The organism is Streptomyces sp. NPDC001858, assembly GCF_053594615.1.
Genome location: NZ_JBSFEV010000006.1, coordinates 177,421 through 204,106, shown reverse-complemented (window position 1 = coordinate 204,106; position 26,686 = coordinate 177,421). Strand labels below are relative to the sequence as shown.

Here is a 26,686-nt window from a genome sequence, read left to right as displayed (position 1 = left end):
TTGCGAGGTCTTCGTCCTCTCCGGCAGTCGACTGCCGTAGCATCCCTCTACGGGTCACCCCACCTGCTCCTCGGTCAACGTACGGATCATCAGGCGCAGTTGGCCCGCCTCGGGAGGGCGAATGAGACAACGCGGCCGTCATCGCCGGCGCAGGCGAGGCAGGGCACTGCGGGCGTTCCTGTCCGGAACCGCTCTCGCCCTCACCGCTGCCGCCACCATGGTCAGTGTTTCCCAGGCGACGGTGACCGACGACGGCCCCGGGGGTCTGAAACCGCTTACGACATCGTCCGAGACCGGGAAACTACGGCTCACGGAAAACCTGGTGCCGCAGGCCTCCCTGGACCGGCTCGCCGCCGGGATGGGCCGACCCGTCGGCGTGAGTGCGGTACTGGAGGACGCCGACCGCAGCCTGCGGGACGCGATCGACTGCTCGGCCGCCGAGCGCGAGGTTCTGCCGGTCTCCCCCGTGGCCACGCGCGCGTACTGCTGGAACACGAGCGACACCGACGGCTGGCAGCCCGGCGCGGTCACCACGTCGGGGGACGCGGACGACGACGGCGTCTGGGGCGCGAACCGGGTGATCCTCTCCGGCTGGTCGCGCAGCGGGGGCACGGTGGCCGACCGCGGGCTGGCCCGGGTCGGCTTCGTGAACGCGGGCGATCTGAACCACCTCTCCTACACCTGGGCACTGCTCGCCGTCCCCGTCGACGACGGCCGCGACTACCGGGGGCTGGTCTCCCATGTCTCCGGGATGGTCTGGTACCAGGACAAGCTGCTGGTCACCGCCGACGACGGGGACCGGTCCGCGCTCTATGTGTACGACATGAACCGCATCCAGCGCGCGACGGTCGCCGACGACGCGGTCGGCCGGGTGCCGGGCGGCTGGTCGGCAAACGGTTACCGCTTCGTGCTGCCGGCCATCGGCTCCTACGAGCTGAGGGACGACTCCGACGCTCCGCATCCCGCAACCGTTTCCCTCGACCGCAGCACCGTGCCGGACAGCCTGGTGGCCGGGGAGTGGACCCTCGACGAGGGCGACCGGGGCGCGCGCCTGTGGAGCTACCCCTTCAGCACCCTGCCCGGCCGCGGGGGGCTGCTCGCCGCGAGCACGACCGGGCAGGTGGCGGCCTCGGAGGCGTACGAGACGAGCGTCACCGGTGTACGGGGCGTGCTGTCGTACGGCTCGGACTGGTACGTGACCCGCGCCGCCGGCCCGAAGGACGAGCACGGGACGCTGTGGCGGCAGACCGTCGGCACGACGGACGGCGACGAGAACGGCGAGGCCGACGGTTCGAGCGCCGCGGTGTGCGGCGGCGAGGAAACACACAGCTGCTGGAGCACGCAGACCGAGTCCCTTTCCTACTGGGCGGCGACCGGCGAGGTCTGGACCCAGTCGGGACGGGTGCTCTTCGCGCTGCCCCTGGCCTCGATCGACAGAACGACGAAGTAGATGATTCCCTGACGGGCATGACCAACATCCCCGTGACCACCTGGTCCCTGGAGCAGACCGATCCGACCGACCTCCTCCCGGCCGTCGCGCCCGAGGGGGACGTGCGGATCGTGCGCTCCGAGGCCCCCTCCCCGGAGTTCAGCCGGTTCCTGTACGCGTCCGTCGGCGGGGACGTCCGCTGGATCGACCGGCTGCGCTGGACGTACGCGCAGTGGCAGGAGCATCTGGCGCGTCCCGGGGTCGAGACCTGGGTCGCCTACGACCGGGGCACGCCGGCCGGGTACGTGGAGCTGGAGCCGCAGGACGACGGTGTTGTAGAGATCGTTTACTTCGGTCTGCTCCCGGCCTTCCGCGGGCGGCGTATCGGCGGGCATCTGCTGTCGTACGGCGCCGCCCGGGCGTGGGACCTCACGGACCGCTGGCCCGGACTGCCGGCGACCAAGCGGGTGTGGCTGCATACCTGCAGCCTGGACGGCGAGTACGCGATGGACAACTATCAGCGACGCGGTTTCAAGCTGTTCGACACCGAGGTCGAGGAGCAGCCCGAGGTGTCCGCGCCGGGGCCCTGGCCGGGCGCGTTCCCGGTCTGACCCACTGCTCCTATCCGTTCTGACCTGCGTGGACAAGAGGCCGCGCAGCGCATGTGATCGAGGACACCCTCGTCTCGCATACCGGGACAAGGGTGTCCGCATCACGGACGAAGCTGGACTGGGTCCAGATCGCCTGACACGCTTTCGTCATGTCCGGAACTGGAATTGCCTTGGTGAGTCGGCGGCACGTCGACCTCGGCCGCATGTCCAGCGCCATCTGTCCGGCGAGCTGACGAGCCCCAGCACCGCCGACATCTCCGCAGCGCCCCCTCCTGCGCAACGACGCGCACGTGTTTCCCGCTGCGCGCCCGCACGCGCAGGTCAGAGCCTCTCTCCTGCCACCAGACCCGCCGCCCTCATCGACGACGCCACGCGCCGACACCTTCCCGTCGCTGTCCCGAAGGACGTTTAACCATGGCCGCCACCCCGCAGAACCCTGCCGCCGCGACTCCCCGCCGCAAGGTGAGCCGTCACCGCGGCGAGGGCCAGTGGGCAGCCGGACACTTCACCCCGCTCAACGGCAACGAACAGTTCAAGAAGGACGACGACGGTCTCAATGTGCGGACACGCATTGAGACGATCTACTCGAAGCGCGGCTTCGACTCGATCGACCCGAACGACCTGCGCGGCCGTATGCGCTGGTGGGGCCTCTACACCCAGCGCAAGCCCGGGATCGACGGCGGCAAGACCGCGATCCTGGAGCCGGAGGAGCTGGACGACAAGTACTTCATGCTGCGCGTGCGCATCGACGGCGGCCGGCTCACCACCGAGCAGCTGCGGGTGATCGGCGAGATCTCGCAGGAGTTCGCGCGCGGCACCGCCGACATCACCGACCGGCAGAACATCCAGTACCACTGGATCCGCATCGAGGACGTGCCCGAGATCTGGAACCGCCTCGAAGCGGTGGGCCTGTCCACGACCGAGGCCTGCGGTGACACCCCCCGCGTGGTCATCGGCTCGCCCGTCGCCGGCATCGCCGAGGACGAGATCGTCGACGGCTCCCCGGCCATCGAGGAGATCCAGCGGCGGATCATCGGCAACAAGGCCTTCTCGAATCTGCCGCGCAAGTTCAAGTCCGCGATCTCCGGCTCGCCGCTGCTGGACGTGGCGCACGAGATCAACGACATCGCGTTCGTCGGTGTGAACCATCCCGAGCACGGCCCCGGCTTCGACGTGTGGGTCGGCGGCGGCCTGTCCACCAACCCCAAGATCGGCGTCCGGCTCGGCGCCTGGGTGGCGCTGGACGAGGTTCCGGACGTCTACGAGGGCGTCATCTCGATCTTCCGTGATCACGGTTACCGGCGGCTGCGCACCCGCGCCCGGCTGAAGTTCCTCGTCGCGGACTGGGGTCCGGAGAAGTTCCGCCAGGTGCTCGAGGACGACTATCTCCAGCGCAAGCTGGTCGACGGCCCGGCCCCGGACCAGCCGGTCGCCCGCTGGCGCGACCACGTCGGGGTGCACCGCCAGAAGGACGGCCGTTTCTACATCGGTTTCGCACCGCGTGTCGGCCGGGTCGACGGCGCGACCCTGACGAAGATCGCGGAGCTGGCGGAGGCGCACGGCTCGGGCCGGGTCCGTACCACCGTCGAGCAGAAGATGATCGTCCTCGATGTCGAGGAGCCGCAGGTCGAGTCGCTGGTCGAGGCGCTCGAAGCGCTGGACCTGACCGCCAGGCCCTCCCCGTTCCGGCGCGGCACCATGGCCTGCACCGGCATCGAGTACTGCAAGCTCGCGATCGTCGAGACCAAGCAGCGCGGCTCCTCCCTGATCGACGAACTGGAGCGCCGCATCCCGGAGTTCGACGAGCCGATCACCATCAACATCAACGGCTGCCCGAACGCCTGCGCCCGGATCCAGGTCGCCGACATCGGTCTCAAGGGCCAGCTGGTCCTCGACGACCGGGGCGAGCAGGTCGAGGGCTACCAGGTCCACCTGGGCGGCGCACTCGGTCTGGAAGCCGGTTTCGGTCGCAAGGTCCGTGGTCTGAAGGTCACCTCGGACGAGCTGCCGGACTACGTGGAACGTGTGCTGAAGCGGTTCCAGGACGAGCGCGAGGACGGCGAGCGGTTCGCCGCCTGGGCGTCACGCGCCAGCGAGGAGGCCCTCTCATGAGCGAGCGGGCCGCCCCTTTCTACTGCCCCTACTGCGGCGACGAGGACCTGCGTCCGAACGAGCAGGGCCACGGCGCCTGGGAATGCGCGGCCTGCAACCGCGCATTCCAGCTGAAGTTCCTCGGGCTGCTCGCCCGGGGCGTTCAGCGCACCGAACCGGGAGGGGACACCATATGACGACCATTCAGGAAGGCCGTACGACCGACGAGTTGAAAGCGCTGGCCGAGCAGGCGGGCCGCGACCTGGAGGAGGCCTCCGCCCTGGAGATCCTCCAGTGGGCGGTGGACACCTTCGGAGAGCAGTTCTGTGTGACGTCCTCCATGGAGGACGCCGTGGTCGCGCATCTGGCGTCCCGCGTCCGCAAGGGCGTGGACGTCGTGTTCCTCGACACCGGTTACCACTTCCCCGAGACCATCGGCACGCGGGACGCGGTCGAGGCCGTGATGGACGTCAACGTCATCACGCTCACCCCGCGTCGGACGGTCGCCGAGCAGGACGCCGAGTACGGGCCGAAGTTGCACGATCGTGACCCGGACCTGTGCTGCAAGCTGCGCAAGGTGCAGCCGCTGGAGGAGGGACTGCGGGGCTACCGCGCCTGGGCCACCGGCCTGCGGCGCGACGAGTCGCCCACGCGGGCGAACACTGCGGTCGTCGGCTGGGACGCCAAGCGGCAGAAGGTCAAGATCTCGCCAATCGCCCGCTGGACGCAGGACGACGTCGATGCGTACATCAGCGAGCACGGCGTACTGTCCAACCCCCTGTTGATGGACGGTTACGCGTCCGTCGGCTGTGCCCCCTGCACCCGTCAGGTCCTCGAGGGCGAGGACGCGCGCGCCGGCCGCTGGGCGGGGCGCGCGAAGACCGAGTGCGGGCTGCACGGCTGACCGCCATGACCGCGACTTCTCCGAACACCCCTGTCCCCACCCCCACTTCTACGAACCGGGAGAACCACGTGACGACCGGAGCCACCGTCTGGCTCACGGGTCTGCCGAGTGCCGGCAAGACCACCATCGCGTACGAGCTGGCCGGCCGGCTGCGTGAGGAGGGCCACCTCGTGGAGGTGCTCGACGGCGACGAGATCCGCGAGTTCATCTCCGCCGGTCTCGGTTTCAGCCGCGAGGACCGGCACACCAACGTGCAGCGCATCGGTTTCCTCGCCGAACTGCTCGCCCGTAACGGCGTCAAGGCGCTCGTCCCGGTGATCGCGCCGTACGCCGACAGCCGTGAGGCCGTGCGCAAGCGGCATGAGGAGAGCGGAACCGCTTACCTGGAGGTGCACGTGGCGACCCCGGTCGAGGTGTGCTCCGTCCGTGATGTGAAGGGTCTGTACGCCAAGCAGGCGGCGGGCGAGCTGACCGGGCTCACCGGGGTCGACGACCCCTACGAGTCGCCCGAGTCGCCCGATCTGCGGATCCAGTCCCAGGACCAGACCGTGCAGGAGTCCGCGGCGTCGGTGTACGCGCTGCTCAGCGAGAGGGGACTGGCATGACGACGACCGTCGCCAAGGCCGAGGAGGGCAGCACGGCCAGCCCGTACGCCCTGAGCCACCTGGACTCGCTGGAGTCCGAGGCGGTGCACATCTTCCGCGAGGTGGCGGGCGAGTTCGAGAACCCGGTGATCCTGTTCTCCGGCGGCAAGGACTCCATCGTCATGCTGCACCTGGCGCTGAAGGCGTTCGCCCCCGCGGCGATCCCCTTCACGCTGCTGCACGTGGACACCGGGCACAACTTCCCCGAGGTCCTCGACTACCGCGACCGGGTGATCACCGCCCACGGGCTGCGCCTGCACGTCGCCTCCGTGCAGGAGTACATCGACCGCGGCACCCTGCGCGAGCGTCCCGACGGCACCAGAAACCCGCTGCAAACGCTTCCCCTCACCGAGAAGATCCAGGCCGAGAAGTTCGACGCCGTCTTCGGCGGCGGCCGCCGCGACGAAGAAAAAGCACGCGCAAAAGAACGCGTCTTCTCGCTGCGCGACGAGTTCTCCCAGTGGGACCCGCGCCGCCAGCGCCCCGAGCTGTGGAACCTCTACAACGGACGCCACGCACCCGGCGAACACGTCCGCGTGTTTCCGCTCTCCAACTGGACCGAGCTCGACGTGTGGCAGTACATCGACCGCGAGGGCATCGAGCTCCCGGAGATCTACTTCGCGCACGAGCGGGAGGTGTTCCAGCGCGCCGGCATGTGGCTGACCGCCGGCGAGTGGGGCGGGCCCAAGGACGGCGAGACCGTGGAGAAGCGCCTCGTGCGTTACCGGACCGTCGGCGACATGTCCTGCACCGGCGCCGTCGACTCCGACGCCGTCACGCTCGACGACGTCATCGCCGAGATCGCCGCCTCCCGCCTCACCGAACGCGGCGCCACCCGCGCCGACGACAAGATGTCCGAGGCCGCGATGGAAGACCGCAAGCGCGAGGGGTACTTCTAACCATGACCACGATCACCGCCGAGGAGCTCTCGGCCACCACCCTGCTGCGCTTCGCCACCGCCGGCTCCGTCGACGACGGCAAGTCCACCCTCGTCGGCCGGCTGCTGCACGACTCCAAGTCGATCCTCACCGACCAACTGGAGGCCGTGGAACGCGTGTCGGCCAGCCGCGGCCAGGAGGCGCCCGACCTGGCGCTGCTCACCGACGGCCTGCGGGCCGAGCGCGAGCAGGGCATCACGATCGACGTCGCCTACCGCTACTTCGCCACCCCGCGCCGCCGCTTCATCCTGGCCGACACCCCCGGACACGTGCAGTACACCCGCAACATGGTCACCGGCGCCTCCACCGCCGAACTGACCGTGATCCTGGTGGACGCGCGCAACGGAGTGGTGGAGCAGACCCGCCGGCACGCGGCGATCGCAGCGCTGCTCCGGGTCCCGCACGTCGTCCTGGCCGTCAACAAGATGGACCTGGTCGACTACCAGGAGTCGGTGTTCGCGGCGATCGCCGAGGAGTTCACGGCGTACGCGAGCGAGCTGGGCGTCCCGGAGATCACCGCGATCCCCATCTCGGCGCTCGCCGGGGACAATGTCGTCGATCCGTCCGCGGTCATGGACTGGTACGGCGGCCCGACGTTCCTGGAACACCTGGAAACGGTTCCGGTAAGTCACGACCTGGCGCACTGCCACGCCCGTCTTCCCGTGCAGTACGTGATCCGGCCGCAGACCGCCGAGCACCCGGACTACCGGGGGTACGCGGGTCAGATCGCGGCCGGCACCTTCCGGGTGGGCGAGCCGGTGACCGTGCTGCCGTCCGGCCGTACGTCGACGATCTCCGGCATCGACCTGCTGGGCGAGCCGGTGGACGTGGCGTGGACGACCCAGTCCGTGACCGTGCTGCTGGCGGACGACGTCGACATATCGCGCGGCGACCTGATCGTGCCCACCAAGGACGCCCCGGCCACCACGCAGGACGTCGAGGCGACCGTGTGCCATGTCGCCGACCAGCCGCTGACCGTCGGGCACCGGGTGCTGATCAAGCACGGCACCCGCACGGTCAAGGCGATCGTCAAGGACATCCCGTCCCGTCTCACGCTCGACGACCTGTCCCTGCACCCGCACCCGGGACAGCTCGTCGCCAATGACATCGGCCGCGTGAAGATCCGCACTGCGCAACCGCTTCCGGTGGATTCCTACGCCGACTCGCGGCGCACAGGATCGTTCATCCTGATCGATCCGGCCGACGGCACCACGCTCACCGCGGGCATGGTCGGCGAGTCGTTCGCATCGCCGGAGCCGGTCAAGGACGAAGCCGACGAAGACGGTTGGGACTTCTGAAAATGACCACAAACGATTTCTACTCGACGTTCGCGAAGGAGGGCGGCCGTGTCGGCAGCGGCGCCCTCGGCAGCGGGCAGGGCGGGGTGGCGCGATGTGCGCTCTGACGTACGCGCACTGCCTGCGCGCCCGCTCCCCCCACCCGACGTCCCGGAAGCGACGAAAACCCTTTGCCGATTTCCCGGCCACGACCTGAAAGACCGTGACCGCCGGGCCAACGAGAGGAACCCCTCCCGTGCCTGCCAATCGCCCCGCCCGCTCCACCCTTCTTCGCCGCGGCCTCGCCGCCGCAGCGGCCCTTCCGCTGCTCGCCCTCGCGGCCTGCGGCTACGGTTCCGAGGCCCAGGACGACAACGCCAACGAAAAGGTCGCCGCCGGATCGCAGAAGATCGACGGGCTCGACACCGTCAAGATCGGCTACTTCGGCAACCTGACGCACGGGACTGCGCTGGTCGGTCGTGAGCAGGGCATCTTCCAGAAGGCACTGGGCGCCACGAAGGCGTCGTACGCGACCTTCAACGCGGGGCCGTCGGAGATCGAGGCGCTGAACGCCGGTTCCATCGACATCGGCTGGATCGGCCCCTCCCCGGCGATCAACGGTTACACCAAGTCCGACGGCAAGAGCCTGCGCATCATCGGCGGTTCGGCGTCCGGGGGCGTGAAGCTCGTCGTCGACCCGGACAAGATCAAGTCCCTCAAGGACGTCAAGGGCAAGAAGATCGCCACGCCTCAGCTCGGAAACACGCAGGATGTGGCGTTTCTGAACTGGATCGCGGACCAGGGCTGGAAGGTCGACGCGCAGAGCGGCAAGGGCGACGTCACCGTCGTCCGCAGCGACAACAAGGTGACGCCCGACGCGTTCAAGGCCGGTTCCATCGACGGCGCCTGGGTGCCGGAGCCGACCGCGTCGAAGCTGGTCGCCGAGGGCGGCAAGGTACTGCTCGACGAGGCGTCGCTGTGGCCCGACAAGAAGTTCGTGATCACGAACATCATCGTGTCGCAGAAGTTCCTCACGGAGCACCCGAAGGTCGTCGAGGCCGTGCTGAAGGGCTCGGTCGAGACCAACAAGTGGATCAACGCCAACCCGACGGAGGCGAAGGCCGCGGCGAACAAGCAGCTGGCGATCGACTCCGGCAAGGCGCTGCCGACCGATGTGCTGGACCCGGCGTGGACGTCGATCCAGTTCATCAACGACCCGCTGGCCGCCACCCTCAACACCGAGGCCGAGCACGCGGTCAAGGCGGGCCTGCTGGAGAAGCCCGACCTCGCGGGCATCTACGACCTGACGATCCTGAACAAGGTCCTCGAGGCCGAGGGCGAGTCCGCGGTCGACGACGCCGGTCTCGGCGTCGGCTGATCGAGTCCCGATGAGTTCCCAGGAGGTGACGACCATGAGCACGACCCTCACCAAGGCCGCCGAGTCCACCGAGTCCGTGGAGTACGCGGCGCGCCTCGACCACGTCTCGAAGTCCTTCGCGGGACCGGGCGGACAGCAGCTCGTCCTGGACGACATCACCATCGATGTCGCTCCGGGCGAGTTCGTCACCCTCCTGGGGGCCTCGGGCTGTGGCAAGTCCACGCTGCTGAACCTGGTGGCGGGGCTCGACCAGCCCTCGTCCGGCTCCATCACGACGGACGGCCGTCCGGCGCTGATGTTCCAGGAGCACGCCCTCTTCCCATGGCTGACCGCGGGCAAGAACATCGAACTCGCCCTCAAGCTCAGGGGAGTCGCGAAGACCGAGCGGCGCGCCAAGGCCGAGGAACTGCTCGAACTGGTCCGGCTGAAGGGCGCGTACGGAAAGCGTGTACACGAGCTTTCCGGCGGTATGCGGCAGCGCGTGGCGATGGCCCGCGCGCTCGCGCAGGAGAGCAACATCCTGCTGATGGACGAGCCGTTCGCGGCGCTGGACGCCATCACGCGGGACGTGCTGCACGACGAGCTGACCCGGATCTGGGAGGAGACGGGGCTGTCCGTCCTGTTCGTCACGCACAACGTGCGCGAGGCGGTGCGGCTCGCGCAGCGCGTCATCCTGCTGTCCTCCCGGCCCGGCCGGGTCGCGCGTGAGTGGACGGTCGACATCCCGCAGCCGCGCCGGATCGAGGACGCCCCCGTGGCGGAACTGTCCATCGAGATCACCGAAGTCCTGCGTGGGGAGATCCGCCGTCATGGCCAGCACTGAGACGAAGACGACGGATACGACGGAGTCGAAGACGACCGTGACGAAGGCGGTTACTACCGAGCTGGCCGGAGTGGAGGCGGGGCTCGACGCGCTCGACGTGGTCACGCCCGTCGGCCGTACCCCGTTCCGGCGGACCTTCGTCGACAAGATCCTGCCGCCGATCCTCGCGACCGCACTGCTGCTGGTCGTCTGGCAGATCACCTTCAAGATGGTCGACGACCCGACCAAGCTGGTCTCTCCGGTGGACGTCGGGCGGACGCTCCACGACGCCTGGCTCGAGGGCAAGCTGCTCGGCTACATCTGGACCAGCGTCTCGCGCGGTCTGCTCGGCTTCCTCTTCGCCCTGGCGATCGGCACCCCGCTGGGTCTGCTGGTGGCGCGGGTGAAGTTCGTACGGGCGGCGATCGGCCCGATCCTGTCCGGTCTGCAGTCGCTGCCGTCGGTGGCCTGGGTGCCGCCGGCCGTGCTGTGGCTGGGTCTGAACAACTCGATGATGTACGCGGTGATCCTGCTCGGCGCGGTGCCGTCCATCGCGAACGGACTGGTGTCCGGCGTCGACCAGGTGCCGCCGCTGTTTCTGCGGGCGGGCCGCACGATGGGTGCGACGGGTCTGAAGGGAACCGTTTACATCACCTTGCCGGCCGCGCTGCCCGGGTACGTGGCGGGTCTGAAGCAGGGCTGGGCGTTCTCCTGGCGTTCGCTGATGGCGGCGGAGATCATCGCGTCCTTCCCCGATCTCGGGGTCGGTCTCGGTCAGCTGCTGGAGAACGGCCGCAACGCCAGTGACATGTCGATGGTGTTCGAGGCGATCCTGCTGATCCTGTTCGTCGGCATCGCGATCGATCTGCTGATCTTCAGTCCGCTGGAGCGGTGGGTGCTGCGCAGCCGTGGTCTGCTGGTGAAGAGCTGACGTCCCATGTACCTGAAACCGGTTCCTCCCGTGCTCGTGGTCATCGCCCACGGCAGCCGCGATCCGCGGCACGCGGCGACCGTCCACGCCCTGGTGCGGCGGGTGCGGTCGCTGCGGCCAGGGCTGCGGGTAGAGACCGGTTTCCTCGACTTCAACATCCCCTCCGTGCACGGGGTGCTGGAGTCGCTCGCGGCGGAGGGCGTCGTCCGTGATGTCGTGGCCCTGCCGCTGCTGCTGACCCGCGCGTTCCACGCGAAGGCGGACATCCCGGCGGTCCTGCGGGACGCGCCGCCGCAGCTGCGGATCAGACAGGCCGAGGTGCTCGGCCCCTCGCCGTTGCTGCTCGCGGCGCTGGAACGGCGGTTGTCCGAGGCGGGGTTGACGTCCGCCGACCGGTCCTCGACCGGGGTCGTGCTGGCCTCGGCGGGGTCCACGGACCCGGAGGCGATCGCGGTGATCGCAGAAATCGCGCGGGAGTGGCGGCGCACCGGTTGGTGTGCCGTGCGGCCCGCGTTCGCCTCCGCATCTCTTCCGCGCACCGAGGACGCGGTCCGCGAACTGCGGGCGCTGGGGTGCTCGCGGGTCGCGGTCGCCCCGTACGTCCTGGCTCCCGGTTTCCTGCCGGACCGCATCGCGCGGGGCGCTGCCGAGGCGGACGTCCTGGCGGAGGTGCTGGGGCCGGCGCCGGAGGTGGCGCGGGCGCTGCTGGAGCGGTACGACGCGGCGCGGACACCGGCCCTGGCGGCTGTCGGCGCCTGAGCGGCGGCGAGCGGCGAGGCAGCGGGAGGCGGGGCGTTCATGGGCGTCGGGCCGTCGGATCGCGCCGCCCATGTCGACGGCGAGCACGTGCCCGACGCCGACGCCGACGCCGACGGGTCATGCGATCGTCCGAAACCGTTTCCCGGACGGATCCCGCCAGGTTCGGGCCAATCACTCGGGCGTTGGGGCGACGCCGACCCAACCTCAGGTCGCGGGCCCCGGACGGCAGGTCGCGGGCCCCGGACGGCAGGCCGCGGGCCCCGGACCGGCGGCCGCGGCTCAGCCGACTTCCCGGATGATGCCCTGCCGTGGGTCGCGGCCGCTCGCGGCCAATGCCCGTTCGAACAGCGGGGCGTCCTCGGGGACCGGCAAGGCCGCCCCGAAGCCGTCGTACATGCGGTATAGGTCGCCGTGCCGTTCGACGACGTCGAGGACGAAGCGGGCCGCGTCGTCCGAGATGCGCAGCTCCTGGCCGGTGGCGACGGCCACGTCCCACCCGTGCACGGCCATCTCCTTGACGATCATCGAGGCGATGTCGGCGGCGGGCAGCGCGGCCGTCCCGAGCGGGACCTCGCCCTCCCACACGGCCGGGTCCGCCCAGGCCGCGACCGCGCGGTCGAGCTGGTCGGCGTACGCCGTCGCCCACTGCGGGTCGGCGGTGAAGTCGCGGGCGGTCAGCTCGTCGGGGAGCTGTCGGCGCAGGGCGCGGTGCTCCAGGCCGTGGGAGGTGTAGAGGACCCAGTGGTCGACCAGGGCGCGCAGGTCCCAGTCGGGGCAGTGCGTCGGGGCGTTCAGCCGCGCCGCCGGGACGCCGCGGGCGATGCGCGCAGCCTCGGCGGCGCATTCGGACAGGTACTGATGCGCCTCGCGCAGGTCGTCGTACGTCATGCACGGCACGCTAGGCAGTGCGGCCGTCAGGGCTCTTGAACAAACGCGACAGGGCCGACGGCGGCCACAGCTGCGTCGGCCAGCCGGATCAGCTCCGGCAGCGGCAGGGACCCGGGGGCCTTCCGCTCCCGGGCGAACTCGTTCGCGAGGCGCTGCAGCAGTTCGTTCAGCGGGGTCGGCACGCCGTGCAGACGGCCGAGAAGCGCGATCTCGCCGTTGAGGTAGTCGGCCTCGATGCTGCCGGCTCCACGGCTCAGGGACTGCCAGGAGGAGCCGCCGCCGCGCGGGACTCCGTCGAGCGGGACGAGGGTGACCTTGTCGCCGCGCACGGCCCGTTGTTCCTCGGTGCTCGCGTACGCGATCCCGGCTGCCCGGAGTACGGCTGCGCCCTCGGCCCGGACCTGCTCGAACAACGCTTCGGCCGCCGGTTCGCCGATCGGTCCGGTAACCGCTTCCAGGGCGTTTCCGAGGTTGGACAGCAGTTTCGCGTACTGCCAGCGGGAGACGTCCGGTACGACCGGCGCCTCGAAGTGCGCCTTCTCCAGGTCGGCGGCGATACGGCGGGCCGTGTCGTCGGCGCCGTGGGGGTACCGGCCGAGGTGGAGGATGCCGGTGAGCGGGGCGCCCGCGGCGGAGACGACGCCGGGTTCGATGTGGGTCGAGGGCAGCCAGACGCAGACGCCGTAGACGTGCCGGAAGCGGCGCAGGGCCAGCCGCGGGCCCTCCACTCCGTTCTGCGCGCAGACCAGCGGCAGTCGCTCGGCCGCCGTGCCCCCGCCCTCGACCGGGGCCGGGCCCCAGGCCTGGAGTGCCGCCTCGCCGTCCTGGGTCTTGACGGCGAGGACGAGGACGTCGTCGGCGCGCAGGGCGCCGAGTTCGCCCGGTCCGTCGACCACGGGGAGGCGGTGGGTCAGCTCGCCCTCCGGAACCCTGAGGCGCAGTCCGTTTTCCGCGAGGGCCGCCCGGTGCGCACCGCGCGCGACCAGCACGACCTCCTGACCGGCCTGAGCCAGCCGTCCGCCGACCGTGCCCCCGACCGCCCCTGCCCCGATGATGATGTAACGCATGGCACGAGCCTCGCACAGCCGTGCGCTCGCTCCTCACCCGCGTGGGAAAAGTTTCCGGCCGGATCGGCCGCTCAGGGCGCCGTCAGCTCCACCAGTTTGACGACGGTGTTCCAGTTCCGGGTCGTGGCGATGAGGCCCTTGTGCACGCGGGGCCTGGACAGTTGCTCGGCGAGCTTGGAGCGGCCGAGGCCGTCGGGGGCGTACAGGTACAGGACGCGGTCGCCGAGGCGGAACTCCTCGGGGAGGAAGGCGGCGCGGTCGATCCCGGCGTAGCGCTCCTCGTCGACGGGGGCGGAGAAGTAGGTGACGTGGAGCTGCTTGGCCTCCAGCTCGGCGGCCGGGTACGGACAGGCTTCGACAACCGCTTTCAGAAACGCGTGATCGCGCACGATCACGTCGACGACGAAGCCGAAGCGTTTCTCGATCGCCGCCGTGAGCTCGGCAGCGAGTGTTTCCTCGTCGCCGTGCGCGCAGGAGAAGACGGCCTGGCCGCTCTGGAGGTAGGTGCGCACGTCGCCGAGGTCGAGCCCCTGCAGCAAGGTGCGCAGCTCGGCCATCGGGACCTTCCTGCTGCCGCCCACGTTGATGCCGCGCAGCAGTGCCGCGTACGTCGTCGTCATCCGGACACCCTAAGCGGCACTCGTGCCCAACTCGTGCGCCATGGAGGTGGACGCGACGGCCGTCCCTCGGGGTGGGCGGGCGGCCGGAAACACCGGACGGGCGAGGGCCGGGCGGCGGGTGCGGAGCGGCGGCCGTCGGCTTCACCCTGATCGCCGTCCCCGAGACCTCGGGATAGATGTAAGGGGCCGCTGTCCTCCCCAGCGGTGAGACGACGGGGTCCGACGGGAGGAGTCGAGGGCCCCGCACGTCACCGGGCAGCACGACGAGAAGGCTTTATCCAACGCATACCTTCGAATCGAAAGGTGGCGGCAGGGGGCTGTCACCGCATACAAGGGGGCAGGCCCGTCATGGGGAACGGAGACATACGGGTGCGGGGCATCGCCGCGCGAGCCGGCGGCTGGAGCGTCCGGCACCGGTGGGCTGCCGTGGGCATCTGGCTGCTGTTCGTCGTCCTGGCCATGGGGATCGGCTCGGCGGCGGGCACGGTCGAGGTCAAGGAGAGTGACCAGCTCGGCGGCGAGACCCACACGGCCGCCCGGATCATCGAGGACGCCGGCATCGACGAGCCGGCCGGTGAGACCGTCCTCGTCCAGTCGAGGGACGGCTCCGTCAAGGCCACCGACCCGGAGTTCCGGGCCGCCGTCGCCGCGGTCGTCGCGGCCGTCGGGAAGACCGGCGAGGTCACCGACGTGACCTCCCCCTACGACACGGACACGATCTCGAAGGACGGCCGCAGCGCGCTCGTCCAGTTCGACATGAGGGGCGACTCCGAGACCGCGGGCGAGCGGGTCGAGCCGGTGCTCAAGGCCGTCGAGGGCGTCCAGCAGGAACACTCGTCGCTGCGGATCGAGGAGATCGGCGGCGCCAGCATGATGAAGACGTTCGACGACGCGTTCGGCGACGACTTCCAGCAGGCCGAGTACTCCGCGGTGCCGGTGGCGCTGGGCATTCTGCTGATCGCGTTCGGCGCACTGGTCGCGGCGTTGGTGCCGGTGGCGCTGGCGATCACCGCGATCATGGCCACGATCGGCCTGATGAGCATCGTCAGCCACTTCCAGCCGATGGACGACACCGCGAGCTCCGTGATGCTGCTGGTCGGGCTGGCCGTGGGCGTCGACTACTGCCTGTTCTATCTGCGCCGTGAGCGCGAGGAGCGGGCTGCGGGACGGGACCCGGAAACCGCTCTCCGGATCGCCGCCGCGACCAGCGGCCGTGCCGTGATCGTCTCCGGTGTCACCGTCTGCGTGGCCATGGCGGGCATGCTGTTCACCGGACTCGCCACGTTCGAGGCGATGGGCCTGGCCTCACTGATGGTCGTCGCGGTCGCCATGATCGGCTCGGTAACCGTTCTCCCGGCGTTGCTGTCGCTGCTCGGCCATCGGGTGGAGAAGGGGCGGATCCCGTTCCTCCACCCGGACAAGCGCCGCAAGAACGGCAACGGAAACGGCAGCGGAAACGGAGACGGAAACGGCGGCGGCCGGTCGACCGACGAGGGCAGCCGGTTCTGGACCGCCGTCCTGAAGGTCGTCCTCGCGAGGCCCGCGATCTCGCTGGTCGTGGCGGCCGGCGCACTGCTCGCCATCGCCGCGCCGGCGGTGGGCATGAAGACCCAGAACCTCACCCTGGACCAGGAGTTCGGCGACTCGCTGCCCATCGTGCAGACCTACAACCGGGTCAACGACGCCTTCCCAGGCGGCTCCGAGCCGGCCGAGGTGATCGTCAAGGCGGACGACATCAACGCCGCCGAGGTGAAGTCCGCGCTCCAGGCGTTCAAGGAGCAGGCGGTCAGTTCGGGCGCCTCCCGCGGCCCGGTCGAGATCAAGCTGCACGACGCGCAGAACATCGCCTACGTGTACGTCCCCCTGGTGGGCGGCTCCGACCTGGACAAGGCGGGGGCGAGCCTGGACAAGCTGCGCGACGAGGTGCGGCCGGCCACGCTCGGCAAGGTCGACGGCCTCCAGGCGCCGATCACCGGACAGGTCGCCGGTTCGAAGGACTTCAACGACCAGTTGGCCGGAGCGGTGACCCCGGTCTTCGCGTTCGTCGTGGTCTTCGCCTTCCTGCTGATGCTGCTGTCGTTCCGCTCGCTGACGATCGCGATCACCTCGATCGTGCTCAACCTGCTGTCGGTGGGCGCGGCCTACGGCATCCTCGTCGCCGTCTTCCAGCACGGCTGGGGAGCGTCGCTGGTGGGCGCGGAGGGCGTCGGCGCGATCATCACCTGGCTGCCGCTGTTCCTCTTCGTGATCCTGTTCGGCCTGTCGATGGACTACCACGTGTTCGTCGTCTCGCGGATCCGCGAGGCGCGGCTGCGGGGCCGCAGCACGAACGAGGCCATCAAGCACGGCGTGGTCACCACGGCGGGCGTGGTCACCAGCGCCGCCGTCATCATGGTCGCCGTGTTCGCGATCTTCGGAACGCTGTCCATGCAGTCCATGAAGCAGATGGGCGTGGGCCTGGCCGCCGCGGTCCTGATCGACGCGACGATCATCCGGGGCGTGCTGCTTCCGGCCGTGATGGCGCTGCTCGGCGAGCGCAACTGGTACCTGCCGAAGTGGCTCCACTGGCTGCCCGACCTCACGCACGACGAGTCGCCGGAGGCGATCGCGACGTCGACGACGTCCACGACGCGCGACGACGACGGCCAGCGGCTGACGGTCTGAAGCCCAACCTGTTCCACCCAAGGGCCCGTTGACCTCCCGGGGGAGTCAACGGGCCCTTGGAGCACCCTCGTTCGCGAGTCAGCCGGGCAGTTCGGCCTCGATGAGGTCCGCGGCCCGGCAGGTGCCGCCCTCGTGCGCCATGCCGTCCTGGATGCTCTTGAGCCGACGGGCGACCTCCGGGTCGTCGACGAGGGCCAGGGCGGCCTGGCGCAGGGCCTCGGCGGTCGCCTCCGACGTGGGGATATGGCGGGCCACGCCCAGCCCCTCCAGCATGTCCGCGTTGCCGAACTGGTCCACGGCCTGCGGCACGGCGATCATCGGGGTGGCCGTGGCCAGCCCCTCCTGGCTGCCGCCCGCGCCGGCGTGGGTGACGAACAGGTCGGCCTGCCGCAGGATCGTCAACTGCGGTACCCAGGAACGCACTTCGACGTTGTCGGGTACGGCGCCCAGCACGGCCGCGTCGACGTGCCGGCCGATCTGCAGCACGAGGCGCCAGCCGGGCAGCTCACCGAAGGCCTTCACGCACTCCCGGTAGAAGTCCGGCCGGTCGGTGAAGGCGGAGCCCAGGGAGACGAGCACGACCTTCTCCGCGTCGGCGGGCCGCGTCCAGTCGCCCTCGGCGGAGCGATCGCCCTGGCAGGCGCCGACGAACGTGTAAACGCTTTCGTCGACCCGGTCCGCGTGCGGCTGCAGCACCCTGGGGATCAGCACGAGGGAGCGGGCGGGACGGCCGGCGAAGGGATCGGGGTGCTCGGTGATCCCGTTCTCCTCCAGCCAGGCATGGAAATGGGCGTAGTAAGCCTTTCCGCGTTCCGTCTTCCGCGGCTCGGCCCACAGCGGTTCGGCGACCTCCTCCTCGTACCCCTCCCACGCGACGAGGTTCGGCGAGAGGGAGATCGCGGGGACACCCCAGCGGTGGGCGAGGACGCGGGCCGGGTAGGAGGTGATGTCGTGCAGCACCAGGTCCGGCTCGTCCCCGTCGTAGGCGTCGATCAGCTGGGGCAGCGCCTGGACGGCGTCGGCCAGGAAGGGCTCCACGTTGTCCAGGAGAGTGCTCCCCCAGGCGCTGGGGTCGTCGTCGGGCGAGGGCAGCGTCGAGCGCCACGGCTTGACCTCGGCGCCGGTGTCGGCGACCTTCTCGGCGAAGACGGGCGGGATCGCGTACGTCACCCGATGTCCGCGCGCGACGAGCTCGCGGATCACCTCGAGGCTCGGGTTCACGTGGCCGTGGGCGGCGATGGAGAACATGGCGATGTGCGCGGGGCGACCGGTCATGACATCGACGGTAGGCGAGACGAAACGTCTCGTGCAACTTCAATAACGTGGATCAGTGGATCAAAGGATGGAAGGGCCAGCGGGTCACTGGGGCAGCGATTGAGAGGTTCCGTGGTTCAGAGTCGGGACAGCGCTCGTCGGACCCTTCGACGCTCCGGCCGAGCGCGTCCGTCACCGTCACGGTCACCGCCTCGGCTCCGGCATCGAGGGTGCGCCGCGCCTCGACGGCGGTGCAGATCAGCTGCGCCATCGCAAGATCGTCCAACTCGCTGCCGTCATAAGGAACTTGGATCGACACGTCGCCGCTCAGCGCGTTCACCGACACCGACACCGTCGCCGGCTCCGCAGCCCTGGCGGCCGGTTCCTCGGGCATGCCGGTGTCGGGAGCGATGCTCGCGTCGCGGGTCGGGGCAGGTGTCGCTACAGAGGTCGGGGCGAGCTTCAGCGGGGGCAGCAGCGTGGTCAGTCGTGCCGCCCGCTCCGTGTCCGTCGGGCCCGCGAGGAGACCCAGCACGGCCTGCTCGACGTCGACCACCGCGTCGGTGCTGCGCGGGACGGCGATCAATGCGCCGTCGTGGACGAAGTAGATCCGTAGCGTCGGCGCGATCCCGCGCGCGGGTCCGCCCGCCTCCACCACGCCGGTCGTGGGAATACCGCAGGAAACCAGCGCGCACGGTGCCGCCACACACAGCAGCACGGCTCGGCGCACGGCACGGCCCACGGCTCGGTGCACGGCACGGTGCACGGCACGGTGCACGGCACGGTGCACGGCACGGTGCACGGCACGGTGCACGGCACGGCTCAGGGCTTTCACGGTCGTGCCTCCTGTCCCGACTCGTCGCGCCGCAGCGGGAGTTCGACGGTGAAGACGGCCCCGCCCTCCGGCCGGTTCGAGGCCCGGACGACGCCGCCGTGCATCCGGACGTTCTCCTCGGTGATCGCCAGCCCCAGGCCGCTGCCCTCGGTCCGGGACCGGGCGACGTCCGACTTGTAGAAACGCTCGAAGACATGGGGCAGCACGGTTTCGGGGATGCCGGGCCCGGCGTCCAGCACCTCGATGACCGCCCAGCGCTCGACGCCGGGCCGATCGTCCTCGTACAGCCGCAGTCGCACCGGGCGGGCGCCGTGCCGCAGGGCGTTGCCGACCAGGTTGGCGACGACGACGTCGAGGCGGCGCGGGTCGACGCGGCCGCGCAGTGCGTCCGGCTGCGGCAGCAGGGCGTCCACCGTGTCGGTCCAGCCGCGGGAGGCGAGGGTCCGCCGCAGGGATTCGGCGAGGTCGATCTCGTCCAGGTGCAGTACGGCGGCGCCCGCGTCGAAGCGGGAGATCTCCATCAGGTCGTCCACGAGCCGGGCGAGTTTCACGGTCTCCTCGCTGATCAGCCGGACCGCGGTGGCGGTGTCGGGGTCGAGGCCGGCGGCGTCCTCGTCGAGAACGTCGGTGACGGCCGACATCGCGGCCAGCGGCGTGCGCAGCTCGTGCGAGACGTCCGCGGCGAAGCGACGGGCCCGGGCTTCCATGCCGCGCAGTTCGGCCACCGATTCCTCCAGGGCGGCGGCCGTCTCGTTGAACGTGTGCGACAGCTCGGCGAGTTCGTCGGAACCGTTTACTGCGAGGCGGGTGTCCAGTCGGCCCTCGGCGATGCTGCGGGTGGCGTGGCGCAGCGCGCGCACGGGCCGCAGCACCCCGCGGGCGGCCAGCAGCGCGAGCAGCACGGCGAGGGCGAGTGCGGGGACGGCGGCCCGTTGCATGGCGGTGACCAGGGCGTCGACGTAGGCCTGTTCGCTGGTCTGCGGGACCGTCAGGAACACCTGGAGGCCGGAGAGCGGCCAGTTGGGCGATGCGGCGGAGGTGAAGGTGACCGACATGCCGACGACGAGTGCGGTGTGGTCGGCGCGGTTCACCCGCTGGAAGACGGTGGCGGACTTGGCGTCGACGGCCTTGCGCAGGGCGGGCGTCAGCTCCTCGAACGGGTCGCCGGGCTCGGAGGTGGCCTCCTGTCCGCGGTAGGCGGCGAGCACCCGCCAGGCGCCCGAGGGCTCGGCCCCGGCCACCTCTGCCGCGAATCGGGCCAGTTCGGCCCGGCCGGGCGGGAAGGCCAGCTCGGGGGCGAGCCGGGTCACCTGCGTGCGCAGCAGGTCGATCACGGTGTCCTGGCTCTGCTGGAGCACTCCGGTGCGCGCCTCGCGGAAGGTGAGCGCGCCGGTGGTGGCGGCGGTCACCGCGGCGACCAGCGCGAACGCCACCACCAACCGCATGCGCAGACCGCGTAGTTGAGGTGCTCGAAAACGGTTTCTCAGTCTGCTCAGCCTTCTCAGGCTGCTCAGGCTTCTCACCGGGCCGCGAACCGGTAGCCGAAGCCGCGGACGGTCTGGATGTGGCGCGGGTCGCGCGGAGGCTCGCCCAGCTTGGCGCGCAGCCGCTTGACGCAGGCGTCCACCAGACGCGCGTCGCCGTGGTAGCTGTGCTGCCAGACCGCTTCCAGGAGTTGCTGCCGGCTGAACACCTGGCCGGGCGAGGCGGACAGGGTGAGCAGCAGCCGTAGTTCGGACGGGGCGAGGGCGACGGGCTCCCCCTGCCAGGTGACCGAGAGCCCGGCCCGGTCGACGGTCAGGTCCCCGTAGGTGTCGATCTTCGGGATGCCGCCGCCGTCGGCGGTCGGGCCGGCCGCCCGGCGCAGGACGGCGCGGATGCGGGCCTGGAGCACCTGGGCCTGCACGGGCTTGACCACGTAGTCGTCGGCGCCCGCCTCGAGGCCGACAACGATGTCCTCGTCATCGCCCCGCGCGGTCGCGATGACGATGGGCAGCGTCTGGTCCACATCGCGGATCCTGCGGCACACGTCCAGGCCGGTCATCCCGGGGAGCATCAGGTCCAGCACCACGACGTCCGGCCGGAAGGAGCGCAGCCGGTCCAGGCCGGCCTCTCCGGTCTCGGCGGCGGCGACCTCGTGGCCCTGACGGCGCAGCGCGAGGACGACGCCGTCCCGTACGGCGCGATCGTCCTCGATCAGCAGAACTCGTGGCATGCGCCCAGTATCCGTACGCCGTTCACCCGGCCGGGACTCTGTTACCGGATGATCACATGAAACCGCATTGGCCAAGTCGTTAGCATTTCGTTGCCACTTGGGCCCGATCCGATCACATGGCAATTACAATCTGAACAACCATGACCGCGCACAAAGCAACTCCTTCCCACAACCGTCGCCGACGAAGCGGCCCCGCGCACGCTTCCTCCGGCCGGTACGGCCGGAAGGGAGCGCTGTGGTCCGGCGTCGCCGCGCTGACCGTCCTGGGCGTCGCCGGTTTCGCAGCCGCGGGCTGGACGTCACCGGGCACCGGCACGAGCAACACCGTTGCCGGGACCGAGCCCACGAAGCCCTCGGCGTCCAGCGCCGGCCCCACCCGGCCGACGCAGAGCCCGCAGGCCGAGTCCACGCCCGGCCGGTCCGCGAGCCCGTCCACGAGTCCGTCGGCCGGGAAGTCCGGCGGTTCCTCCGCCGGCAGTTCCGCCACCGGCGGTTCGTCCGCCGGCTCGTCCGGGAGTTCGTCGGGCGGTACCACCGAGGCCGACATCCCGGCCACCGGGCCGGGCACGTTCACCGTCGCGGACGGTTCGAGCGCCGGCGTGGGCGAGGGCACGCCGCTGCGCTACCGGGTCGACGTCGAGGACGGCCTCGATCTGTCCGCCGCGGACGTCGCCCGGCAGGTGGAGGTCGTCCTGGCCGACCCGCGCGGCTGGACGGCGGACGGCAGTTCGGCGTTCCAGCGGGTCTCCAGCGGCGCCGTCGACTTCGTCGTACGGGTCGCGACCCCCGGCACGGTGGACAAGATCTGCCTCCAAGGGGGGCTGAACACCGGAGGCGAATTCAACTGCAGCGTGAACCAGAACGTCATGGTCAACCTCAAGCGCTGGCTGCTGGCCACGCCCGTCTACGCCAAGGACGTCACGGGCTACCGCGCGCTGATCATCAACCACGAGGTCGGGCACTTCCTCGGCCACAACCATGTCACCTGCCCGGGTGCGGGCAAACCCGCCCCCGCGATGATGCAGCAGATCAAGGGCATGAAGGGCTGCGTCCCCAACGTCTGGCCCTACGACGACCGGGGGCAGCTCATCACCGGCCCCGCCGTGCCCTGAACCGGCTTCTCTGAAGCGGCCGTTCAGCGGCTGCACGCGTTCGGCTGCGCGCGTTCGGCTGTGGCCGTCGCGGCCGGCGCCCGAGCCAGGGCCGAAGGCCGAGTACCGAGGTCCGACCGTTCATCGCTGGTAGCGCGCCAGCACCAAGTTGCCGTCCTTCTCCAGCCGTTCGCGCAGTTCGCCGAGGTCGATCGCCCCGCTGTAGTACTCCTGGAACGCGGGGGTGGCGACCTTGTCCTTCCACTCGGGGTAGCCGCGCACGGACTGGGCGGGCGCCGGGCGGAGTTGGGCGGCGAGGGCGGTGCCGGTCGCCCAGTCGTCCTTCGTGGTGTGCAGGGCGGGGTCGGCGAGGGCCAGGGTACCGGTCGGCAGCATCCAGTCGCCCAGCGCGAGGCGCACCATGTTGTTCGGCCGGAGCAGGAAGTCGATGAACGCGACGGCCTCCTCGCGGTGCGGGCTGTCCTCGGCGACGGAGAGCGTCTGCGGGCTGACGCCCTGGGCGAGTCCGTCCGCGCCCGCCGGGGCGGGCAGCACCTGCCAGTCGAAGCCCTTCGGCGCCTGCTGCACGATCTGCTGGCGGTAGGAGAAGCCGAGCGGGACCATCGCGTACCGGCCGCCGAAGAAGCCCGGCAGGGTGTCCGAGCCGCCGCTGCCCAGCGTCGTGGGCGAGGCGCTGCGGTCGGTGGCGATCTGCTCGTGGACGGTGCGCGGTACGACCTCGTCGCCGGCCTCGAAGCGGACGGTGACCTTGCCGTCCGCGCCTCGGTGGAACAGCTGCCCGCCCGTCGACAGGGACAGGTTGAGGGTGGCGGAGACGGGTTCCTTCAGCGGCCAGGCCACGCCGTATCGGCCGTCGCCGCTGAGTTCGTCGGTGATCTGCCGGAACTCCGGCCAGCTCCAGGGGTGTTCGGGGGTCGGGATGCGGACGCCGGACTCCCGCAGCCAGGTCGCGTTGGCGACGAGGACGCGCGGCTCCTGGAGGAAGGGCACGCCGTAGACGCCGTCGCCGAAGGTCGTCGTCTCCCAACTGCGCTGCGGGATGTCGGACCTGATGCGGGCGGGCAGGAGGTCGGTCAGATCGGCGAGGTAGCCGCCGTAGGCGAAGTCGGCGAGGTCGTCGGAGGCGTCGTGGATGACGTCGGGGGCCTCGCCGCCCTCGAAGGAGGTGAGAAGCTGGTCGTGGACACTGTCCCAACTGCCCTGCACATACTCGACCTTGACGTCGGAGTGGGTGGCGTTCCACTCCTCGACCAGTTCCTTGTTGGCGGTGACGGACTCCTCCTGCCAGGCCAGGGACTGGAAGCGGAGGGTGACGGGGCCGTCGTCGCCTCCGCCACCGCCGGAGGAACAGCCCGCGAGGAACAGCAGGACCACGGCGATCAGCAGCCTGTTCCACATCGACAGCCTGGTCCGCATCGGCGATCTCGTCCGCATCCGCAGTCTCGTCCGCATCAGCTCTTCACCGCCCCGGCGAGCATGCCGCCCGTGATCCGTCGCTGGATGAGGGCGAAGACGACCAGTGAGGGCAGGGTGGCGAGGAACGCGGCGGCGGCCAGCGGGCCCAGGTCGGCCACCCCTTCCGCCCCGATGAAGTGGGTCAGGACGACCGGAAGCGTCTGTTTCTCCGGCGTTTTCAGTAACACGAGCGCGAAGAAGAACTCGTTCCACGCGGTGATGAAGGCGAACAGCGCCGTCGCCACGATCCCCGGCGCGAGCAGCGGCGCCGTCACCGACACCAGGGTCCGCAGCCGTCCGGCCCCGTCGATCGCCGCCGCCTCCTCCAGTTCGACGGGGACGGCGCGGACGTATCCGACGAGCATCCACAGCGCGAACGGCAGCGCCCACACGACGTAGACCATGACCAGCCCGGCCACCGAGTCGATCAGCCGCAGGTTCTTCAGCACCAGGAACAGCGGGATGATCACCAGCACGAACGGGAACGCCTGGCTGACCACCACCCAGCCGGAGGCGGCCCGCGCGAGCCGGGTGCGCTGCCGGGCCATGACGTACGCCATCGGCGTGGCCAGGCAGACGGCGATCACGGCGGCGCTCAGCGCGGCGAGGAGGGAGTTGAACGCGGCGTGCAGCAGGGGCTGTTCGTCGAAGGCGCGGCGGAAGTTGGCGAGGGTGGGGTCCTTCGGGATCCAGGTGGGGTGCAGACTGCCCAGCTCGCGGGCGGGCTTGAAGGCGACGGAGAGCAGCCAGACGAGGGGGAAGGCGAGGAAGACGAGATAGGCGAGCAGGGCCGCGTACTGGCCGGCGCGGGCGGCGGGGCGGGTCCTCAACGGTCGTCGCCTCCCTTGATCCGGCCCACCAGGAAGAGGGCCAGGAACACCGAGATCACCGCGACCATCACACAGCCCATCGCCGCCGCGTATCCGAACTGGCCGTAGCGGAAGGCCTCTTCGTAGGCGAACAGCATGGGCAGCCGGGTGCGTCCGCCCGGTCCGCCGCTGGTCAGCACATAGACCAGGGCGAAACTGTTGAAGTTCCAAATAAAATTGAGCGCTGTGATCGCGAGGGCGATGGGCCGCACGGCCGGCCAGGTGACCGTGCAAAAGCGGCGCCAGGCGCCCGCGCCGTCCACCGCGGCCGCCTCGTGCAGTTCGCGTGGCGTGTTCTGCAGACCGGCGAGCAGGGTGACCGTGGTCTGCGGCAGGCCCGCCCACACGCCGACGACGATCACCGCGGGCAGCGCGGTCGTCAGACCGCTGAGCCAGTCCCGCCCGTCGCCCAGGCCCAGGTCGCGCAGGGTCTCGTTGAGGATGCCGGCGTCCGGGTTGTAGACGAGCCGCCACATGACGCCGACGACGACCTCGGGCATCGCCCAGGGGACGATCGCGAGGGCGCGGGCCAGCCAGCGCAGGCGCAACTCCTCGTTGAGGAGCAGGGCGAGGCCGAGGGCCAGCACGAACTGCAGGGCCGTCACCGCGACCGCCCAGACCAGGCCGATCCGGAACGACTCCCAGAACAGCGTGTCGTGCAGCAGGTCGGAGAAGTTGAGGGCGCCGATCCACTGGGTGGGGGCGGTGCGGCCCGACTGGGCGTCGGTGAACGCCAGCAGGATCCCGTAGAGCAGCGGGCCGATGCTCAGGACCAGGACGGGAATGAGCGCGGGCAGGACGAGGAACCAGGCGCCGTGTCCGGAGACTCTGCGGGGCGGGCCGGCGGCGGACGCCCGGCGCACGGTCCGTCTCTTCTCGGTCGCAAGCGACACGTGTGCGGCCCCCTTCCCGCGGCTTCGACGGGCCTCGCCATGGTCGTGAAGGTGCTGTACGCCGTCAAGACACCACGCGCGCCCTCCCGTCTGTGCGAATGCGACACTGACCGTCGGATGGCCGGATCCGGACGCCGTCCGGTGCGGCCGGGCGGACAGCGACACGGAGGCGGACGATGGACGAGGCACGGGCCCGGGAGGTACTGGCCGCGGTGGGTATCCCGCCGGGCCCGGCGGCGGACGCGCGGCTCCTCGCCCTGGGCGAGAACGCGGTGTTCGCCGCAAGTGACCTGGTGGTGAAGGTGGCCCGCGACGCCGAACTCCTCGACCGGGCCCGGCGCGAGCTGGACATCGCGGGCTGGCTGGCCGAGGCGGGCGTCCCGGCGGTGCGGGCGGCCGAGCCGAAGCCGCTGCTGGTCGAGGGACACCCGGTGACCCTGTGGCGCCGGCTGCCCGACCCCGTACGGGCCGCCGAACCGCGGGATCTGGCCGAACTCCTGCGCCTGGTGCACGCGCTGCCCACCCCCTCCTTCGGACTGCCCCCGCGCGACCTGCTGTCAGGCGTCGAACGCTGGCTGCGGCTCGCGGGCGACGCGATCGACCCGGCGGACGCGGCGTATCTGCGGGAGCGCCGCGACGGCTTCGCCTCGGCCGCCGCCGCGCTCACCCCGCAGCTGCCGCCCGGCCCGATCCACGGCGACGCGCTGCCCCGCAATGTGCACATCGGCCCCGATGGCCCGGTCCTGGTCGACCTGGAGACCGTCTCCGCCGATCTGCGCGAGCACGATCTGGTCGTCATGGCGCTCTCCCGTGACCGGTACGGCCTGCCCGCCGCGGACTACGACTCCTTCACCGCGGTGTACGGCTGGGACGTGCGGGAGTGGGCGGGCTGCCCGGTCCTGCGGGGCGCCCGCGAGACCGCGAGCTGCGCGTGGGTCGCCCAGCACGCGCCCACGAACCCCGCGGCGCTCGCGGAGTTCCGGCGCCGGGTGGCATCGCTGCGGGACGGGGACGAGGCGGTCCGGTGGTATCCGTTCTGATCCAGGCGCT

General features: G+C 70.6%; 25 protein-coding genes and 1 pseudogene. 16 read left to right on the top strand and 10 right to left on the bottom strand.

Annotated elements, in window-relative coordinates; genetic code table 11:
* Positions 1-121 precede the first annotated feature (121 nt).
* The 13 genes from ACWCPF_RS11280 to ACWCPF_RS11220 all read left to right on the top strand — a co-directional run bounded on the left by ACWCPF_RS11280 (position 122) and on the right by ACWCPF_RS11220 (position 11,764).
* Positions 122-1,450, top strand: a complete 1,329-nt coding sequence (locus ACWCPF_RS11280; RefSeq protein WP_451044736.1) for a hypothetical protein — start codon at positions 122-124, stop codon at positions 1,448-1,450.
* Between the two features lie 17 nt (positions 1,451-1,467).
* On the top strand, positions 1,468-2,040 hold the full coding sequence (locus ACWCPF_RS11275) for a GNAT family N-acetyltransferase (protein ID WP_451044735.1): 573 nt from the start codon (positions 1,468-1,470) through the stop codon (positions 2,038-2,040).
* 149 nt (positions 2,041-2,189) lie between these two features.
* Complete coding sequence (locus tag ACWCPF_RS11270; RefSeq protein WP_309486338.1) at positions 2,190-2,273, top strand: putative leader peptide; 84 nt, start codon at positions 2,190-2,192, stop codon at positions 2,271-2,273.
* A 181-nt stretch (positions 2,274-2,454) separates the two neighbouring features.
* The gene (locus ACWCPF_RS11265) at positions 2,455-4,152 is read left to right on the top strand and encodes a nitrite/sulfite reductase (RefSeq protein WP_451044734.1); all 1,698 of its coding nucleotides are present in this window, start codon (positions 2,455-2,457) and stop codon (positions 4,150-4,152) included.
* Complete coding sequence (locus ACWCPF_RS11260; protein ID WP_451044733.1) at positions 4,149-4,328, top strand: hypothetical protein; 180 nt, start codon at positions 4,149-4,151, stop codon at positions 4,326-4,328. The genes ACWCPF_RS11265 and ACWCPF_RS11260 overlap by 4 nt, the downstream gene beginning before the upstream one ends.
* Entirely contained in the window at positions 4,325-5,035 is a 711-nt protein-coding gene (locus ACWCPF_RS11255; RefSeq protein ID WP_451044732.1) for a phosphoadenylyl-sulfate reductase, read from the top strand. Before ACWCPF_RS11260 ends, ACWCPF_RS11255 begins: the two co-directional genes overlap by 4 nt.
* 68 nt (positions 5,036-5,103) lie before the next feature.
* Positions 5,104-5,640: an adenylyl-sulfate kinase gene (gene cysC, locus ACWCPF_RS11250; protein WP_451044731.1), complete on the top strand. Its 537-nt coding sequence runs from the start codon at positions 5,104-5,106 to the stop codon at positions 5,638-5,640.
* Positions 5,637-6,578: a sulfate adenylyltransferase subunit CysD gene (cysD, locus tag ACWCPF_RS11245; protein ID WP_451044730.1), complete on the top strand. Its 942-nt coding sequence runs from the start codon at positions 5,637-5,639 to the stop codon at positions 6,576-6,578. The genes cysC and cysD overlap by 4 nt, the downstream gene beginning before the upstream one ends.
* Positions 6,579-6,580: 2 nt before the next feature.
* Positions 6,581-7,915 (top strand): sulfate adenylyltransferase subunit 1, encoded by a 1,335-nt coding sequence (locus tag ACWCPF_RS11240; RefSeq protein ID WP_451044729.1) that lies wholly within the window; start codon positions 6,581-6,583, stop codon positions 7,913-7,915.
* Positions 7,916-8,150: 235 nt separating this feature from the next.
* Positions 8,151-9,272: an aliphatic sulfonate ABC transporter substrate-binding protein gene (locus tag ACWCPF_RS11235; RefSeq protein ID WP_451044728.1), complete on the top strand. Its 1,122-nt coding sequence runs from the start codon at positions 8,151-8,153 to the stop codon at positions 9,270-9,272.
* Positions 9,273-9,282: 10 nt separating this feature from the next.
* A complete protein-coding gene (locus ACWCPF_RS11230; RefSeq protein WP_451044727.1) occupies positions 9,283-10,095 on the top strand; it encodes an ABC transporter ATP-binding protein in 813 nt (270 codons plus the stop codon).
* A complete protein-coding gene (locus tag ACWCPF_RS11225; protein WP_451044726.1) occupies positions 10,082-11,005 on the top strand; it encodes an ABC transporter permease in 924 nt (307 codons plus the stop codon). The genes ACWCPF_RS11230 and ACWCPF_RS11225 overlap by 14 nt, the downstream gene beginning before the upstream one ends.
* Before the next feature lie 6 nt (positions 11,006-11,011).
* Complete coding sequence (locus ACWCPF_RS11220; protein ID WP_451044725.1) at positions 11,012-11,764, top strand: sirohydrochlorin chelatase; 753 nt, start codon at positions 11,012-11,014, stop codon at positions 11,762-11,764.
* A 279-nt stretch (positions 11,765-12,043) separates the two neighbouring features.
* Here the strand turns inward: ACWCPF_RS11220 and ACWCPF_RS11215 are convergent, their stop codons facing one another.
* From ACWCPF_RS11215 to ACWCPF_RS11205, 3 genes are all read right to left on the bottom strand, one after another.
* Entirely contained in the window at positions 12,044-12,652 is a 609-nt protein-coding gene (locus ACWCPF_RS11215) for a TIGR03086 family metal-binding protein (RefSeq protein WP_451044724.1), read from the bottom strand.
* A 26-nt stretch (positions 12,653-12,678) separates the two neighbouring features.
* Positions 12,679-13,719: a ketopantoate reductase family protein gene (locus ACWCPF_RS11210; protein WP_451044723.1), complete on the bottom strand. Its 1,041-nt coding sequence runs from the start codon at positions 13,717-13,719 to the stop codon at positions 12,679-12,681.
* A gap of 71 nt (positions 13,720-13,790) precedes the next feature.
* A complete protein-coding gene (locus ACWCPF_RS11205) occupies positions 13,791-14,339 on the bottom strand; it encodes a DUF1697 domain-containing protein (RefSeq protein ID WP_451044722.1) in 549 nt (182 codons plus the stop codon).
* Positions 14,340-14,687: 348 nt separating this feature from the next.
* Between ACWCPF_RS11205 and ACWCPF_RS11200 the strand changes: the two genes are divergently transcribed.
* Positions 14,688-17,003, top strand: coding sequence for an MMPL family transporter (locus ACWCPF_RS11200; RefSeq protein ID WP_451044721.1), 2,316 nt, complete (start codon positions 14,688-14,690; stop codon positions 17,001-17,003).
* A gap of 78 nt (positions 17,004-17,081) precedes the next feature.
* Here ACWCPF_RS11200 and mgt read toward each other — a convergent pair.
* From mgt to ACWCPF_RS11180, 4 genes and pseudogenes are all read right to left on the bottom strand, one after another.
* Positions 17,082-18,321, bottom strand: a pseudogene (gene mgt / locus ACWCPF_RS11195) (macrolide-inactivating glycosyltransferase).
* A gap of 9 nt (positions 18,322-18,330) precedes the next feature.
* Positions 18,331-18,999 carry a hypothetical protein gene (locus ACWCPF_RS11190; RefSeq protein WP_451044720.1) on the bottom strand — a complete coding sequence of 223 codons (669 nt, stop codon included), beginning with the start codon at positions 18,997-18,999 and terminating at the stop codon, positions 18,331-18,333.
* Positions 19,000-19,088: 89 nt separating this feature from the next.
* Positions 19,089-20,537 (bottom strand): sensor histidine kinase, encoded by a 1,449-nt coding sequence (locus tag ACWCPF_RS11185; protein WP_451044719.1) that lies wholly within the window; start codon positions 20,535-20,537, stop codon positions 19,089-19,091.
* Positions 20,538-20,611: 74 nt separating this feature from the next.
* Positions 20,612-21,307 carry a response regulator gene (locus tag ACWCPF_RS11180; RefSeq protein ID WP_451044718.1) on the bottom strand — a complete coding sequence of 232 codons (696 nt, stop codon included), beginning with the start codon at positions 21,305-21,307 and terminating at the stop codon, positions 20,612-20,614.
* Between the two features lie 140 nt (positions 21,308-21,447).
* Here ACWCPF_RS11180 and ACWCPF_RS11175 point away from each other — a divergent pair, with 140 nt between their 5' ends.
* A complete protein-coding gene (locus ACWCPF_RS11175; protein ID WP_451044717.1) occupies positions 21,448-22,419 on the top strand; it encodes a DUF3152 domain-containing protein in 972 nt (323 codons plus the stop codon).
* A 120-nt stretch (positions 22,420-22,539) separates the two neighbouring features.
* Here the strand turns inward: ACWCPF_RS11175 and ACWCPF_RS11170 are convergent, their stop codons facing one another.
* Genes ACWCPF_RS11170 through ACWCPF_RS11160 form a run of 3 tightly spaced genes read right to left on the bottom strand, consistent with a single transcriptional unit; the run spans position 22,540 to position 25,636 of the window.
* Positions 22,540-23,835 carry an ABC transporter substrate-binding protein gene (locus tag ACWCPF_RS11170; RefSeq protein WP_451044716.1) on the bottom strand — a complete coding sequence of 432 codons (1,296 nt, stop codon included), beginning with the start codon at positions 23,833-23,835 and terminating at the stop codon, positions 22,540-22,542.
* Between the two features lie 35 nt (positions 23,836-23,870).
* Positions 23,871-24,704 (bottom strand): carbohydrate ABC transporter permease, encoded by an 834-nt coding sequence (locus tag ACWCPF_RS11165; RefSeq protein WP_451044715.1) that lies wholly within the window; start codon positions 24,702-24,704, stop codon positions 23,871-23,873.
* Positions 24,701-25,636: a carbohydrate ABC transporter permease gene (locus ACWCPF_RS11160; protein ID WP_451044714.1), complete on the bottom strand. Its 936-nt coding sequence runs from the start codon at positions 25,634-25,636 to the stop codon at positions 24,701-24,703. Before ACWCPF_RS11160 ends, ACWCPF_RS11165 begins: the two co-directional genes overlap by 4 nt.
* A 176-nt stretch (positions 25,637-25,812) precedes the next feature.
* Between ACWCPF_RS11160 and ACWCPF_RS11155 the strand changes: the two genes are divergently transcribed.
* A complete protein-coding gene (locus ACWCPF_RS11155; RefSeq protein WP_451044713.1) occupies positions 25,813-26,676 on the top strand; it encodes a phosphotransferase enzyme family protein in 864 nt (287 codons plus the stop codon).
* Positions 26,677-26,686: the final 10 nt, after the last annotated feature.